General features: G+C 70.0%; 13 protein-coding genes. 7 read left to right on the top strand and 6 right to left on the bottom strand.

All coding sequences use genetic code 11. The annotated features are described in order from the left end of the window. Positions 1-8 precede the first annotated feature (8 nt). A complete protein-coding gene (locus tag AB0M83_RS18190) occupies positions 9-659 on the top strand; it encodes an SDR family oxidoreductase (RefSeq protein ID WP_364518380.1) in 651 nt (216 codons plus the stop codon). After that, positions 656-1606, top strand: a complete 951-nt coding sequence (locus tag AB0M83_RS18185) for a ribose-phosphate pyrophosphokinase (RefSeq protein ID WP_364518379.1) — start codon at positions 656-658, stop codon at positions 1604-1606. The genes AB0M83_RS18190 and AB0M83_RS18185 overlap by 4 nt, the downstream gene beginning before the upstream one ends. On the opposite strand, the gene AB0M83_RS18180 is transcribed toward AB0M83_RS18185, so the two are convergent. Beyond that, a complete protein-coding gene (locus tag AB0M83_RS18180) occupies positions 1603-2898 on the bottom strand; it encodes a D-arabinono-1,4-lactone oxidase (protein ID WP_364518377.1) in 1296 nt (431 codons plus the stop codon). The genes AB0M83_RS18185 and AB0M83_RS18180 overlap by 4 nt on opposite strands. An 84-nt stretch (positions 2899-2982) precedes the next feature. Here AB0M83_RS18180 and AB0M83_RS18175 point away from each other — a divergent pair, with 84 nt between their 5' ends. Next, a complete protein-coding gene (locus AB0M83_RS18175) occupies positions 2983-4167 on the top strand; it encodes an amino acid deaminase/aldolase (RefSeq protein WP_364518375.1) in 1185 nt (394 codons plus the stop codon). 336 nt (positions 4168-4503) lie between these two features. On the opposite strand, the gene AB0M83_RS18170 is transcribed toward AB0M83_RS18175, so the two are convergent. Beyond that, positions 4504-5151 (bottom strand): TetR family transcriptional regulator, encoded by a 648-nt coding sequence (locus AB0M83_RS18170; protein ID WP_364518373.1) that lies wholly within the window; start codon positions 5149-5151, stop codon positions 4504-4506. 129 nt (positions 5152-5280) lie between these two features. On the opposite strand from AB0M83_RS18170, the gene AB0M83_RS18165 reads away from it, so the two are divergent. Together AB0M83_RS18165 and AB0M83_RS18160 are read left to right on the top strand one after the other, a co-directional pair. Next, positions 5281-6606 (top strand): GH1 family beta-glucosidase, encoded by a 1326-nt coding sequence (locus AB0M83_RS18165; RefSeq protein WP_364518371.1) that lies wholly within the window; start codon positions 5281-5283, stop codon positions 6604-6606. Further along, positions 6596-7864, top strand: coding sequence for an MFS transporter (locus AB0M83_RS18160; protein ID WP_364518369.1), 1269 nt, complete (start codon positions 6596-6598; stop codon positions 7862-7864). The genes AB0M83_RS18165 and AB0M83_RS18160 overlap by 11 nt, the downstream gene beginning before the upstream one ends. A 390-nt stretch (positions 7865-8254) precedes the next feature. Here AB0M83_RS18160 and AB0M83_RS18155 read toward each other — a convergent pair whose 3' ends face one another. Then, positions 8255-8680, bottom strand: coding sequence for a hypothetical protein (locus tag AB0M83_RS18155; RefSeq protein WP_364518367.1), 426 nt, complete (start codon positions 8678-8680; stop codon positions 8255-8257). A 12-nt stretch (positions 8681-8692) separates the two neighbouring features. After that, positions 8693-9028 (bottom strand): hypothetical protein, encoded by a 336-nt coding sequence (locus AB0M83_RS18150; RefSeq protein ID WP_364518366.1) that lies wholly within the window; start codon positions 9026-9028, stop codon positions 8693-8695. A gap of 337 nt (positions 9029-9365) precedes the next feature. Between AB0M83_RS18150 and AB0M83_RS18145 the strand changes: the two genes are divergently transcribed. Further along, positions 9366-10751 (top strand): helix-turn-helix transcriptional regulator, encoded by a 1386-nt coding sequence (locus tag AB0M83_RS18145; RefSeq protein WP_364518364.1) that lies wholly within the window; start codon positions 9366-9368, stop codon positions 10749-10751. Between the two features lie 22 nt (positions 10752-10773). Beyond that, positions 10774-11661: an aminoglycoside phosphotransferase family protein gene (locus AB0M83_RS18140; RefSeq protein WP_364518362.1), complete on the top strand. Its 888-nt coding sequence runs from the start codon at positions 10774-10776 to the stop codon at positions 11659-11661. A gap of 211 nt (positions 11662-11872) precedes the next feature. Here the strand turns inward: AB0M83_RS18140 and AB0M83_RS18135 are convergent, their stop codons facing one another. Both AB0M83_RS18135 and AB0M83_RS18130 read right to left on the bottom strand, forming a co-directional pair. Next, positions 11873-12901: a CopD family protein gene (locus AB0M83_RS18135; RefSeq protein ID WP_364518360.1), complete on the bottom strand. Its 1029-nt coding sequence runs from the start codon at positions 12899-12901 to the stop codon at positions 11873-11875. Between the two features lie 2 nt (positions 12902-12903). Further along, positions 12904-13449, bottom strand: a complete 546-nt coding sequence (locus AB0M83_RS18130) for a copper resistance CopC family protein (protein WP_364518358.1) — start codon at positions 13447-13449, stop codon at positions 12904-12906. Positions 13450-13456: the final 7 nt, after the last annotated feature.

The raw sequence follows: 13456 nt of genomic DNA, 5'->3' as shown, positions 1-13456 counted from the left end.
GTCGGCTCATGCGAGTCGTCATTGCTGGTGGACACGGTCAGATCGCGCTGCGGCTCGAGCGGCTGCTCGCCGCGCGCGGTGACGAAGCGATCGGGATCATCCGGAACCCCGCCCACGTGGCGGACCTCGAGGCCGCCGGCGCCCGAGGCGTCGTGCTCGACCTGGAGAACTCCGATGTGGACGCCGTCGCCGAAGTCCTGAAGGGCGCCGACGCGGCGATCTTCTCGGCCGGCGCCGGCCCGGGCAGCGGCACCGCCCGCAAGGACACTGTGGACAGGGGCGCCGCGGCGCTGTTCGCCGAAGCGGCCGAGCGCGCCGGCGTCCGGCGGCACATCCAGGTGGGCTCGATCGGCGCCGACAACCCGGACAACCCCGACGTCACCGAGGAGTTCCGGCACTACCTGCGCGCCAAGCGCGCGGCGGAAGACGACCTCAAGGCCCGCGACCTCGACTGGACGATCCTCCGGCCGGGCGCGCTCACCGACGACCCGGGCACCGGCCTGGTGCTGCTGGCCGAGCAGACGGGCCGCGGCCCGATCCCGCGTGACGACGTCGCCGCGGTGCTCGTGGCCCTGCTCGACACGCCCTCGTCCGTCCGCCGCACCCTGACGCTGATCTCGGGCGAGGACGCCATCGGCGAAGCGGTCTCCGCGCTGTGATCTCTCAAGCATCAAGAGAAATCGCCGTCTTCAGCGGCAGCGCCCACCCCGAACTGGCCGAAGAGATCTGCGAACACCTGGGTGTGCCGCTGCAGCCGACGGAGATCCGGCGGTTCGCGAACGACTGCCTCGAGGTGCAGCTGCAGGCGAACTGCCGTGAGCGGGACGTCTTCATCATCCAGCCGCTCGTGAAGCCGGTGCAGGAGCACCTGGTCGAGCTGCTGCTGATGCTCGACGCGGCGCGCGGCGCTTCGGCGTCGCGGATCACCGCCGTGATGCCGCACTACTCGTACGCGCGCTCGGACAAGAAGGACGCGCCACGCATCTCCCTCGGCGGCCGCCTGGTCGCCGACCTGCTGACCACGGCCGGAGCGAACCGCGTGCTCGCGATGACCCTGCACTCGCCGCAGGTCCACGGCTTCTTCAGCGTCCCGGTCGACCACCTGCACGCGCTGAAGGAGCTGGCCAAGCACTTCCGGCAGTACGACCTTTCGCGCACCACCGTCGTCTCGCCCGACTTGGGCAACGCGAAGGAGGCGTCGCACTTCGCGCGGCTGCTCGGCGTCCAGGTCGCGGCCGGGGCGAAGGAACGCTTCCCCGACGACCGCGTCCAGATCAGCTCGGTGATCGGCGAGATCACCGGCCGCGACGTCATCGTGCTCGACGACGAGATCGCCAAGGGCAGCACGGTCATCGAACTGCTGGACAAGCTCGCCGAGCTGGAGCCGCGGTCGATCCGCGTCGCCTGCACGCACGGGCTGTTCGCGGCGAAGGCCATCGAACGGATCGGCAGCCGGGCGGAAGTGCTGGAGATCGTCTGCACCAACACGGTCCCGGTGCCCGAAGAGGAACGCGCCGAAAAGCTCAAGATCCTGTCGATCGCGCCTGCGATGGCCGAGGCGATCCGCCGGATCCACAACGGCGAATCGGTGTCCGCGCTCTTCTAGGCCGGGCCCAGCACCCGGTCGAGGTAGGTGTTCGTGAAGACGCCGTTCGGGTCGGTTTCCTTGCGCACGCGCAGGAAGTCGTCGAAGTGCGGGTAGCGCGAGCGGAGGACGCCGGCGTCGAGGTCGTGCATCTTGCCCCAGTGCGGGCGGCCGCCGACCGCGCCGGCGATCTTCTCGAACGCGCTGAAGTACTCGCGGTACGGCATGCCGGTGAACTGGTGGATGGCGATGTAGGCGGAGTCGCGGCCCTGCGCGGTCGACAGCCAGATGTCGTCGGCGGCGGCGACCCGCACCTCGACCGGGAACATCACCGGGTCCTTCAGCGTCGGGACCACGGCGCGTAGTTCGGCGAGCACGTCGAGCACTGATTCACGTGGAACAGCGTATTCCGTTTCGGTGAAACGGACGTTGCGCGCGGTGACGAAGACGCGGTGCGAGGTGTCGCTGTACTCGCGCGCGGAGAGGACGTTCGACGCGAAGCTGCCGAGCGACGGCACGAGCCGCGGCATCAGCCGGCCGGTCCGGCAGAGTCCGCCGAACGCGACGTTTTCCATGATCCGGTAGTCGACGAACTCGCGGACCTTGCTCAGCGGCTCCGCGGTCTCACACCGGTTGTTGCGCTTGACCAGCGCGTTCTTGCCGTAGGGGAACCAGTAGAACTCGAAGTGCTCGTTCTGGTCGGCGAAGTCGTGGAAGCCTTCGAGGACCTGCTCCAGCGGCTCCGGCCGCTCCTGCGCGCGCAGCACGAACGACGGCTCGCACTGGAGCGTCACGGTCGTGATCACGCCGAGTGCGCCAAGGCCGACGCGGGCGGCGGAGAAGAGGTCGGGTTTGTGCTCCGCCGAGCAGGTGACGACCGAGCCGTCGGCCAGGACGAGCTCGAGCGCGGCGATCTGGGTGGCGATGCCGCCGAGGCGGGCGCCGGTGCCGTGGGTGCCGGTGGAAATCGCGCCCGCGATGGTCTGTGCGTCGATGTCGCCGAGGTTGGTCATGGCCAGCCCGAGCACGTCGAGCTCGGCGTTGAGCTGCTTGAGCGTGGTGCCCGAGCGGACGGTGACCTGGCGGCTTTCGAGGTCGACGCGCTCGATGCCGGTCCAGTGGCGCAGGTCGAGCGCGTCGGAGTCGGCGACCGCGATCGCCGTGAAGGAATGTCCGCTGCCCCAGGGGCGCACGGTCCGGCCGGCCGCGGCGACGCCTTCGACGACCGCCGCGATCTCCGCCGCGCTGCGCGGCTGGTGAACGTGCTGCGGCGAGGCGGACGCCGTGCCCGCCCAGTTGGTCCACCGGGTCATGCGCGCCCCCTCCATCGGTGAATGCCCGAGACAGTATGTGAACAGTATTCGCGTTTCAAGCTTTGTTGTCGTACTTTAGACCTCGTGACCAGTGCGACGGTGTACGACTTGGCGACCAAGGACCTCGATCCACCCTTGGCCGTGGTCGACTTGGCCGCCTTCGACGCGAACGCCGACGACCTCCACCGCCGCGCGGGGGGCAAGCCGATCCGCGTCGTCAGCAAGTCGGTCCGCTGCCGGGCGTTGCTGGAGCGCGTGCTCGCGATGCCGGGCTTCGCGGGCCTGATGTGCTACTCGCTGGCGGAAGCGATCTGGCACGTCGAGCAGGGCACGACGGACGACGTGGTCGTCGCCTACCCGACGGCCGACCACGAGGCGCTCCGCCGCCTGGCCGCGTCCGACGAAGCCCGCGCGGCGATCACGATCATGGTCGATTCGCCCGCGCACCTGGATCTGGTGGACGCCGCCCTCGGCCACGGCCACCCGGAGATCCGCGTGTGCCTGGAGCTGGACGCGTCGTGGCGCCCGCTGCCGGGAGTCCACGTCGGCACCCGGCGGTCCCCGATCTTCACGCCGAAGCAGGCGTCGGCGTTCGCCCGGCAGGTCGTGGCGCGGCCCGGCTTCCGCCTGGTGGGCGTGATGGCGTACGAGGGCCAGATCGCCGGCCTCGGCGACGCGGCCGGCCGCCGGCTGAACCAGGCGGTGATCGGCTGGATGCAGCGCCGTTCGGCGGCGGAGCTGAACCGCCGTCGCGGCGAAGCGGTCCGCGCGATTCTCGAAGTGGCGGACCTGGAGTTCGTGAACGGCGGCGGCACGGGAAGCATCGAGTCCACGGGCGCGGACGCGGTGGTCACGGAGATCGCGGCGGGCTCCGGCTTGATCGGCCCCACGCTCTTCGACGGCTACACGCGCTTCAAGCCCCGCCCGGCGGCGCTGTTCGCCCTGCCGGTGGTCCGCCGCCCGACGCGCAAGATCGCCACGCTGTACTCCGGCGGTTACATCGCATCGGGGCCCACGGGCCCTTCGCGCCAGCCGACGCCGTACCTCCCGACGGGCCTGAAGTTCCTCGGCTTCGAGGGAGCGGGCGAGGTCCAGACCCCGGTGACCGGCCGAGCGGCGCGCACGTTGCAGCTGGGCGACCGGGTGTGGTTGCGCCACGCGAAGGCGGGCGAGCTGGCCGAGCGCTTCACGCACTACCACCTGGTGCTGGGCGACCGGGTGGAACGCACGGTCCCGACCTACCGAGGCGAGCACAAAAACTTCGGCTGACGGGGCCCGGGTCGCGGCTCGGTTCACACCACGCGACGCCCGTGCCCGAAGTCGATCCGCTCTGGGCAAGTCGTCCGGCGCGTGTCGGCCGGCGAAGTGCACGGCGCCGGTCCAGTCGGCCGGTGTCTTGGGAGCGCACGGAGCCGCCACTCTCTCGATCCCGGCCGAGATGCGCCCCCGGGGTTCCGCCGAGCAGCTCACCAGCCGAGGCCCGGACGCGGCCCACCCCCCCGGGGGAACCCCCGCTTCCAGTCTATCGGCGCCCACAGACGAACCCGGGCGAAACCACCGAGTTGTCCACAGCTGTGTATACCTGTGGATAACTTCTGTGGACAGCTAAGACTGCTCCCCGAACCGAGCCGCCAGATAGCCCTTCACCACGTACTTGGCCTCCGCGACGATCTTCTCGTCCCCGCTCGGCTCCTTCCGGAATGCCAGCTTCAGCAGCGCGTCGGCCACCTCATTGGCGATCCCGATCGCGAACCGCAGGTCTTCCACCGGCCGGTCCACCTGCGTGGCCACCAGGTCCGTCAGCGAATCCACGATCACCGCGTTGTTGTCGCGCGTTTCGTCGAGCAGTTGCCGGTCGATGATGTCGCCGAAGTGGACCTTCGAGAACCCGGGTACCGAGCGGTGCATCTCCAGGTAGATGTCGAGGATCGAGTCCACGACGTCCCACCAGTGCTCCGGCCCGAGCTGCTTCAGCCGCTCGTTCACCGCGCCCACGAACCGCTCGAGGTTGCGGGCGGTGAGCGCTTGCACGACCGCTCGCTTGTCCGGGAAGAACTGGTACAGCGAACCGACGGCGACGCCCGCTCGTTTGGCGATCAAGGTCGTCGTGAGTGCGTCGTAGCCGAGTTCGTCGATCAACGCCGCGCTGGCGTCGAGCATCTGCTCGACCCGCTTCGCACTGCGTTGCTGAACCGGCTGGCGGCGCAAGGGGGTGGCTTCTGCCGGCACCTTCGCGGCCTGGATGTCGGACACGGCGCTCCTCCTCGTCTGATCTGGGACTTTATCGTGCCGACGGGCTTCCCCACGGACGAGTGACGACCTAGTATATGAGAACTTTTCATGTTCACCCGTACGGGTGGCCTGACGAAGGGGTCAGCGCCAGTGCAGAACCCGATCTTCCCGCCCGGCTTCCTTTGGGGTGTTTCGACCTCGGCGTTCCAGATCGAGGGCGCCACCAGCGAAGGTGGGCGCGGACCGTCCATCTGGGACACGTTCGCCGCGACCGAGGGCAAGATCGCCCGCGGTGAACAAGCAAACGTAGCCGCCGACCACTACCACCGCTACCCCGAAGACATCGCGCTGATGGCTGAACTCGGCGTCGGCGCCTACCGGATGTCCATCGCCTGGCCCCGCATCCAGCCCGACGGCAAAGGCGCGCCCAACCCCGAGGGGCTCGGCTTCTACGACAAGCTCATCGACGCCGTCTGCGAAGCCGGGATCGCCCCCGCCGTCACGCTCTACCACTGGGACACCCCCCAGGCGATCGAAGACGACGGCGGCTGGCTCTCCCGCACGACCGCTGAGCGCTTCGCCGAATACGCCCACATCCTCGGAGAACGCTTCGCCGATCGGGTGAAACTGTGGATTCCGCTCAACGAGCCGATGGTGATGTCCATCTTCGGCTACGCGATCGGCGAGTACGCGCCCGGCAAGACGCTCCTGCTCGACGCCGTCCCGACCGCGCACCACCAGAACCTCGCCCACGGCCTCGCCGTCCAGGCCCTCCGCGCGGCGGGCGCGACCGAGATCGGCACCGCCAACAACCACTCGCCGATCTGGCCCACCGACGACTCGCCAGAAGACGAAAAAGCCGCCGAGTGGCTCGACGCGCTGCTCAACCGGCTCTACGCCGACCCCGTGCTGCTGGGCAGCTATCCCGAACAGCTCCACGAGCACCTCCCCGCCGGGTTCGCCGACGACCTGCCCACCATCGCGCAGCCGCTCGACTTCTACGGCGTCAACTACTACGAGCCGCAGGGGGTCGCGAAGCCCAGCCCGGGTAACCCGCTGCCCTTCGACCTTCGCCCGATCGAGGGTTACCCGATGACGACGAACGACTCGCCGATCGTCCCGCACGCCCTGCGCGAGCTGCTGCTCGACTTCCACCGGCGCTACCGCGACAAGCTCCCGCCCATTCAGATCACCGAAAACGGCTGCAGCTTCGCCGACGTCGTCGCCGAGGACGGTGGCGTGCACGACCCCGAACGCATCGACTTCCTGCACAGCCACCTCGTCGCGCTGCGGGAGGCGATGGACGCCGGCGTCGACGTCCGGGGTTACTTCTGCTGGTCTCTGATGGACAATTTCGAGTGGTCCAAGGGCTACGCGCCGCGCTTCGGGCTCGTGCACGTCGACTACGAAACCCTGCGGCGCACGCCGAAGGACTCGTTCCACTGGTACCGGAAGCTGGTGCGGGATGAGCAGTGAGACGACCGAGACGACCGGCCTGCCGGAAGCCCTCGCCGAACCCGTCGTGCGGGTGCGCCCCGGCTGGATGAGCCTGCTGTTCTTCGCGAACATCGCGCTCTGGCTGGGGATCTACGCGCCGATCCAGGTGCTGCTGCCGCAGCAGGCCGAACTCCTCGACCAGGTCAACAAGGAGTTCGTGCTCGGCCTGGTGATGGGCGTCGGCGCGATCGTGGCGCTGGTCGTCAACCCGGCCGTCGGGCTGCTGTCCGACCGGACGTGCTCGCGCTTCGGCCGTCGCCACCCGTGGACGGTCATCGGTGCGGCCGTCGCGGCCGCCGGGCTGCTGGTGCTGGGCTTCGCGCCGGACGTCGCGCTGCTGATCGTCGGCTGGTGCCTCGTGCAGGCCGGGCTCAACGGCATGCTCGCCACGCTCATGTCCGCCATCGCCGACCGCGTGCCGGTCGGACAGCGCGCGCAGGTCGGCGGGCTCGTCGGCATCGCGCAGATGCTCGGCACGGTGCTGGGCGCGGTCGTGGTCGTCGTGATGCTCGGCATCGCCGGGATTCCGCTGGCGTACGCGGTCTGCGCGGTGATCGTCGTCGTGGGCGCCGCGTTCTTCGTGCTCCGGACGCCGGACGCGCGGCTGCCGGTCGAGTTCCGGCCGTCGTCGCAGGCCGGCGAGGTCCTGCGCAACCTGTGGGTCTCGCCGCGGCGGCACCCGGACTTCGCGTGGGCGTGGTCCTGCCACTTCATGATCAACCTCGGCAACGCGTTCGGGACGCTCTACCTGCTGTTCTTCCTCAAGGACGCGGTGCACTACGAGGACCCGGACACGGGCCTGCTCATCATGATGGGGCTGTACGGCGTCGCGCTCGTGATCGGTGCCGTGCTCGCCGGTCACTTCTCGGACAAGTCCGGACGGCGTAAGCCATACGTCCTTGCGGCGTCCGGCGTGATGGCGCTGGCCGCTTTGCTGCTGGTGATCTGGCAGAGCTGGCCGGTCGCGCTCGCGGCGTCCCCGCTGCTGGGCGTCGGCTTCGGTGCGTACATGGCTGTCGCCCTGGCGATGCTGACGCAGGTGCTCCCGACGGCGCAGGACCGGGCGAAGGACCTGGGCGTCATCAACATCGCGAACTCGCTGCCGCAGGTGGTCGCCCCGCTGCTGACCCCGCTCGTGCTCGCCTACCTGGGCGGCTACTCGGGACTGTTCGCGGCTTCGGCCGTCGCGACGCTTTTGGCCGCGCTGCTCGTGCTTCGCGTGAAAGCGGTTCGCTGAGAGAAAGTGGAACCGCGGGCCGGTGCCGGTCGGGGGAGGGGAGTGCAACGGCACCGGCCCGCGGAATTCAGGGGCCGCTCACAGGCGGATCACGTCGAGGCGAACCAGTGGTCCAGGCCTCTTCGATGATCAATCTAGCGGGGGATTACCGCCTGGGCTAGGCCTAACGCGTATTTTTTTCGATTAATCGCGGTGGGGACCGGGGTGAAGCGGCCGGGGACCGGTTCGCACTGCTCGGGGGTGCGGGCGAAACAGTCCCCGGCCGGGCGAGCGGGCGCGGGTCCGATGGGGCGATCGGCCGGCCGTGCTCGCCGGATCAGGGGTGGGGCCGGGTGGCGCGAAGACCGGCGTCGGGTCATCACCGCGGGAGGTGGCGACGGCCCGGGTCCGTCAGGCCGTGACCGCTCGGCGCGGGTTCACCAGCGCGTGGCGACCGGTGGTCTCGGCCGCGGTGGGGGCCGGGGCCGGCCGGGCCTGCGCCGGGACCGGGCTCTTGCGGCGGCCCTGCAGCCGGCTGTCGCCGGAAGCCTGTTGCTGCGGCGCGAGCCCGCCGGCCACCAGGTGTTCGTGCGCGACCTGCCAGACCGAGCACGGCGCCTTGCAGCGGTGCCACCGGGTCGAGCAGGTGGGGCAGTCGCCACGCTCGTCCGGCTCGTGCATCTTCAGCATCGCGCGCCACGCCTCCGTCAAGCGGGGGAGTTCGGAGCGTGCGACCGAGACGAGCGACTGGGCGTCGGCGCGGTTCGCCAGGTCGGTCAGCATGTCGAGGCGCTCCCAGACCGCATTGCGGAGGACCTGCCCGAGTACCTGATCCATGTCAGCTCACCGTTACCTTTCCGCCATCTTGGCGGCTTCGTTGAGCGCGGCGCGCAGCTGTCCGAGCTGGCCGGACGTCAACCGCGCGGTCTCGCCGGGGGGCGAGACCAGTACCACCTGGTTGTCTTCGACGAACACCGTCACCGCGCGTTCGCGGCTGATGAGGTCGCCGCACTGCACGCGCCACACCAGCTGACCGCCCTCGTAGTGCCGGACGTTCGCGGTGCGGGGGTCCACCGCGGCGGCGGGGGTGACCGGGCGGACGGCGGAGATGGGAGAGACCACCGGCCGTACGGCGCGGGTCGCCGTTCCGGCATGTCCCCCTGCGAACGAGTCCACGAACTCCACGCCCTTCTCCGCTCTGTCGTGCCGTCTCCGAACCCTTCGGGGCTCTGAAGATGCCTTCTGCAACATCGCCTTGTCATAAGCACTGCGGTTTTCGTAGCTCTCCGTGTTCGCTGCCGGTGTCCGGGCGGTGACGGAGATCTGACAACTACAGTGAGGTGAAACCGGGTGCGATAGAAGGTCGAAATGGCGTCATAGCGGTGACCGGACCAGGTTCCACGGTAAGCGGTCAACGGACTTCGCCCGGACCGATCAGGGCGCCAGTTCGGCTGTTCACACGGTTCCGCAGGTTTGCCTACGCTGTTTCACAGACGCCCGACCGGACAGTGGAGGGGGCGCGATGGACGCCAGTAACGGTGGCAGTGCCGACGCCCGGCAGAGCCACGCAGTTCCCGCTGACGCGTGGGAGCAGCCGGAGATGAGAGCGGCTCTCGCGTCCCGCGAGATCAGCGCCGTCTACCGGCTCCTGCGCAAGCACGGTGTCTCGCAGCGCCAGATCGCCGCGATGACCGGCCAGTCCCAGTCCGAGGTGTCGGAGATCCTCAAGGGTCGCCAGGTCATGGCCTACGACGTCCTCACGCGGATCGCCGACGGCCTGGGTGTCCCTCGTGGATACATGGGCCTCGCCTACGACGAGGCCACGGCGATACGCGTCGTCGGCTCCGCCGACGGCCAGCAGGCTGAGGAGGACGAGTCCGTGAAGCGACGGAGGTTCCTCGCGCACGCCGCCCAGGTCACGATGGGTGCGGCGGTGTTCGGTCCGGAATCCGGCACGTGGTCGGCGGGACCGGCCAGGACGCCGGCGCCCGGGCGCATCGGCATGACCGACGTGCGCCAGGTGGAGGCCGCGACGCGGGCCCTCCGAGCGCTGGACTACCAGTACGGCGGCGGGTTCTGCCGCGACGCCGTCGTCGCGCAGCTGTCCTGGGGCCAGCAGATGCTCGAGGCGCACGGCACGGACATCGTCAAGAACCGGCTGTACGTGGCGCTCGCCGACCTCCACTCGCTGGCCGGCTGGACGTCCTTCGACACCGGGCTGATGGACTCCGCCCGCGGCCACTTCGCCAACGCGCTGGACCTCGCCAAGCAGGGCGAGAACCACCCGCTGGTGGCCAACGTGCTCTACCGCATGGGCCGCGTCTACCTGCACCAGGACGCCCCGAACGACGCGCTGAAGCTGTTCCAGCTGGGCCAGATCGCCGCCCAGGAGTCCGGCTCCGAGCTGGCGGTTTCCGTGCTCTGCGCGAACGAGGCGTGGGCCTACGCGATGATGGGCAACGAAGAGCAGGCCGTGAAGCTGCTCGGCCGGAGCAAGGACGAGTTCGAGCGCGCCAACCTGGCCGAGGCCGAGTCGTGGGTGAAGTTCTTCACCGAGACCGACGTCTACGCCATGGTCGGCACCGTCCACACGGTCCTCGCGCAGAAGAACGCCGAGCACACGAAGTACGCGATCCCGGCGCTGACCAGGGCCGTCGAGTCCTACGACGACGAAATGGCCCGCTCCAAGACGTTCATGCTGAGCGCGCTGGCCACCAACCACCTGCTGGACGGCGACCTCGACCACGGCTCCAAGGTCGGCGGCAAGGCCATCGACTGCGCCGAGGGCATCAAGTCCGAGCGGGTCAAGGACCGCATGCGGCCTCTGCAGGACGAGGCCGAGCGCCGCCGCAACAACGCCGACGCCCGTGACCTCGCCGACCGCCTCAACGCTTTCTACGCCGCATAGCGCCGAAGGAGCCGGAACCGTCTTGGACGGCCGGTTCACCTCCGGCAAGCTGCGTGGGGTACTGGCGGAGACCTGTGCGCAGCTGGGTTTCGACCCGGCGGGCGCGCGCCTGCTGCGATTCACGAACAACGCGGTGTACGCGCTGGTCACCGCGCCTTTCGTGATCCGGATCGTCGGCTCCACCCGGCTCCGGCACCGCGTCGAAACCGTGGTGCGGGTGGCCCGGCACTTCGAACGGCACGACGTCCCGGCGATCCGGCTGCTCGACGGGATCGAGCAGCCGCTGCAGGTCGGCGGGCACCTCGTGACCGTGTGGCACCAGGTGCCGAGCATCGGCCGCCCGGCGACGTCCACCGACCTGGCCCGCCTGCTGCGCCAGGTGCACGCGCTGCCCGCGCCCGACGGTCTCGCCGGATGGGCGCCGTTCGCCGCGGTGCGGGCCCGGGTGTCCGACGCCGAAGAGCTCACCGCCGCCGACCGCGAGTTCCTGCTCGAGCGCTGCGCCGAGCTCGAAGCCGCGCTGGCCGAGCTGGAGTTTCCGCTGCCCAGGGGCCTCGTCCACGGCGACGCCTACCCGGGCAACGTCATCCCCGGGCCGGACGGGCCGGTGCTCTGCGACTTCGATTCGTCGTGCGTCGGCCCGCCGGAGTGGGACCTGACGCCGCTGGCCGTCGGCCGTGAGCGGTTCGGTGACCCGGCCGTGCGCTACCGGACGTTCGCCGCGGCGTACGGCTTCGACGTCACGTCGTGGCCCGGCTTCGCCGTGCTCCGGGCGATCCGCGAACTGAAGCTGACGACGAGCGTGCTGCCGATCCTGCGCAGCCGGCCGCAGGTGCGGCCCGAGCTCTACCGCCGGTTGGACGACCTCCGCAACGCCCGGACGGACACGCGGTGGACACGTTACCGCTGAGCGTGATCTGTCACTTCGTGTGACCGGCGCCACAATCTGCACGTGCATTCGACGACGGCAAATGACCGTTCGTCGCTTCGGAAATGCGGTCAGCTCTGGGTAGAAAGTTCGGTCCGACCGGTCGCCCCCAATGGTCTACCCCTCATCCCAATGCGCAAGTTGCAGCTACTCGCCGTGACCTCAGATCGGCTCTACCAGCGGGGAAGGGCTTTCAGGACGCGACGACCGGCGCCCGCGTCAGCACCACGGCGAAACCGAAGGCGAGTCCCATGACGGTCAGCTCGAGCGTCGCCCACGCGGCGAGCGACGTCCGGTTGTGCCGGACGATCTGCGGCATCAGCCGCCAGCGGGTGTACGCGCCGAGCAGCGCGATGACGCCGGTGCACAGGAACTTCAGGACGAAGAGCTGCCCGTACGGCGTCGTGAAGATCGCCGCCCAGAACCCGATGGTCGGGTTGAGCGAGATTTCGACGAGCCCGTTGAACAGGCCGGTCGCCGCGGACAGGACCAGGCAGAGCGTCGCGAGCTTCGAGAACCGGGGCAGCGCGTGCGCCAGCAGCGTCCGGTTCGCGACGAGGAGCACGGTCATCGCGCCGAGGCCGCCGGTCCAGGCGACGGCGCTCATGACGTGCAGCTCCATCGAGATCATCGTGTAGTCGTGGTAGTTCCAGTTCGACGCGTGCCCGGTGACCGGCAGCGGCAGCAGCGCGAACAGGCCGAGCCCGACGCGGACCTCGGCGGGCACCTTCTCGCCGAAGCGCAGGGCCAGCGCGCCGATCCCGGCGTGGACGAGCGCCAGCGCGGCGACGATGACGAGCGCCTTGCCGGCGCCGACCGCCCCGATGTAGTCGCCGATGTCGCCCGCCGAGAGCGTCGACGAGCCCGGCTTGTACTCGGCGGTCTGCAGGACCAGCGCGACGACGGCGGCTGTGGCCCAGACGAGCGCGGCGGCGACGCCGGCCGGCCGGGCCAGCCGCATGATCGGCTCGGTGAGCTTCGGCCGGTCGTAGCCGACGAGCACGGACAGCAGGGCCAGGCCGATGGTCGTGACCGCGGCCAGGTCGAGCAGGACCCGGACGACCGGGATGCCGGCCGAGACCACCGCGCTGGGCTGCACCACACCGGGGATCGGGGTGGTGGCCATGAGCGCGACGCCGATCAAGGCGCCGAGCAGGCCTGCCGTCACGACGCACAGCAGCGTCCAATAGCGGGGTTTCGCGGTGGTCTCGGCTTGGGTCATCGTCAGTTCTTCTCTTCCACGGACCGGCCCGAGCGCAGGGCCACGGTCAGCCCGATCGCCAGCAGGACGACCGCGCCGGCGATCCAGACCCAGATCGGCACCCCGGTCGAGCCGGACTGCGGGGCCGCCGCCGCCGAACCGCCCGGCGACTTCGCCGCGTCGACGGTCGCCGGCGTGCCGGTGCCCGCCGCGGTGAGGGTGAAGGTGAGCTCACCGGTTACCGGGTGGCCGTCCGCGGACAGCACGCGGTAGCCGACGGTGTACTTCCCGGCCGGGCCGAGCGGCCGCAGGGGCGCGCTGATGACGTTGTTCACCACGCTGATCGGTCCCTCGGCCCACTGGCCGCCGCCGGGTCCGGTCACCGCGATCTGGTTGACGTCCGCGCCCTGCACGTACTGGTCAAAGGTGAGGCTGATCTTCTGCGGGCCGGCGGCGACGGACGAGCCGTTCGCCGGGTCCGAAGAGATCAGCACGTTGTGCGCCAGCGCCGGGGGGGGGGGGGGGCGGCCCGGCCCCCCCCCCCCACCCCCCGCCGGGGGGCGCCACACCCGTTAT

The sequence above is a fragment of the Amycolatopsis sp. NPDC051106 genome, assembly GCF_040682775.1.
In the GTDB taxonomy this organism is placed as follows: Bacteria; Actinomycetota; Actinomycetes; order Mycobacteriales; family Pseudonocardiaceae; genus Amycolatopsis.
This window is presented reverse-complemented; position numbering and strand designations above follow the sequence as displayed.

Excerpts from the sequence above, each read along its gene's own strand:
- AB0M83_RS18190 (WP_364518380.1), top strand. The coding sequence starts at position 9 with ATGCGAGTCGTCATTGCTGGTGGACACGGTCAGATCGCGCTGCGGCTC.
- AB0M83_RS18180 (WP_364518377.1), bottom strand. The coding sequence starts at position 2,898 with ATGACCCGGTGGACCAACTGGGCGGGCACGGCGTCCGCCTCGCCGCAG.
- AB0M83_RS18160 (WP_364518369.1), top strand. The coding sequence starts at position 6,596 with ATGAGCAGTGAGACGACCGAGACGACCGGCCTGCCGGAAGCCCTCGCC.
- AB0M83_RS18155 (WP_364518367.1), bottom strand. The coding sequence starts at position 8,680 with ATGGATCAGGTACTCGGGCAGGTCCTCCGCAATGCGGTCTGGGAGCGC.
- AB0M83_RS18145 (WP_364518364.1), top strand. The coding sequence starts at position 9,366 with ATGGACGCCAGTAACGGTGGCAGTGCCGACGCCCGGCAGAGCCACGCA.
- AB0M83_RS18135 (WP_364518360.1), bottom strand. The coding sequence starts at position 12,901 with ATGACCCAAGCCGAGACCACCGCGAAACCCCGCTATTGGACGCTGCTG.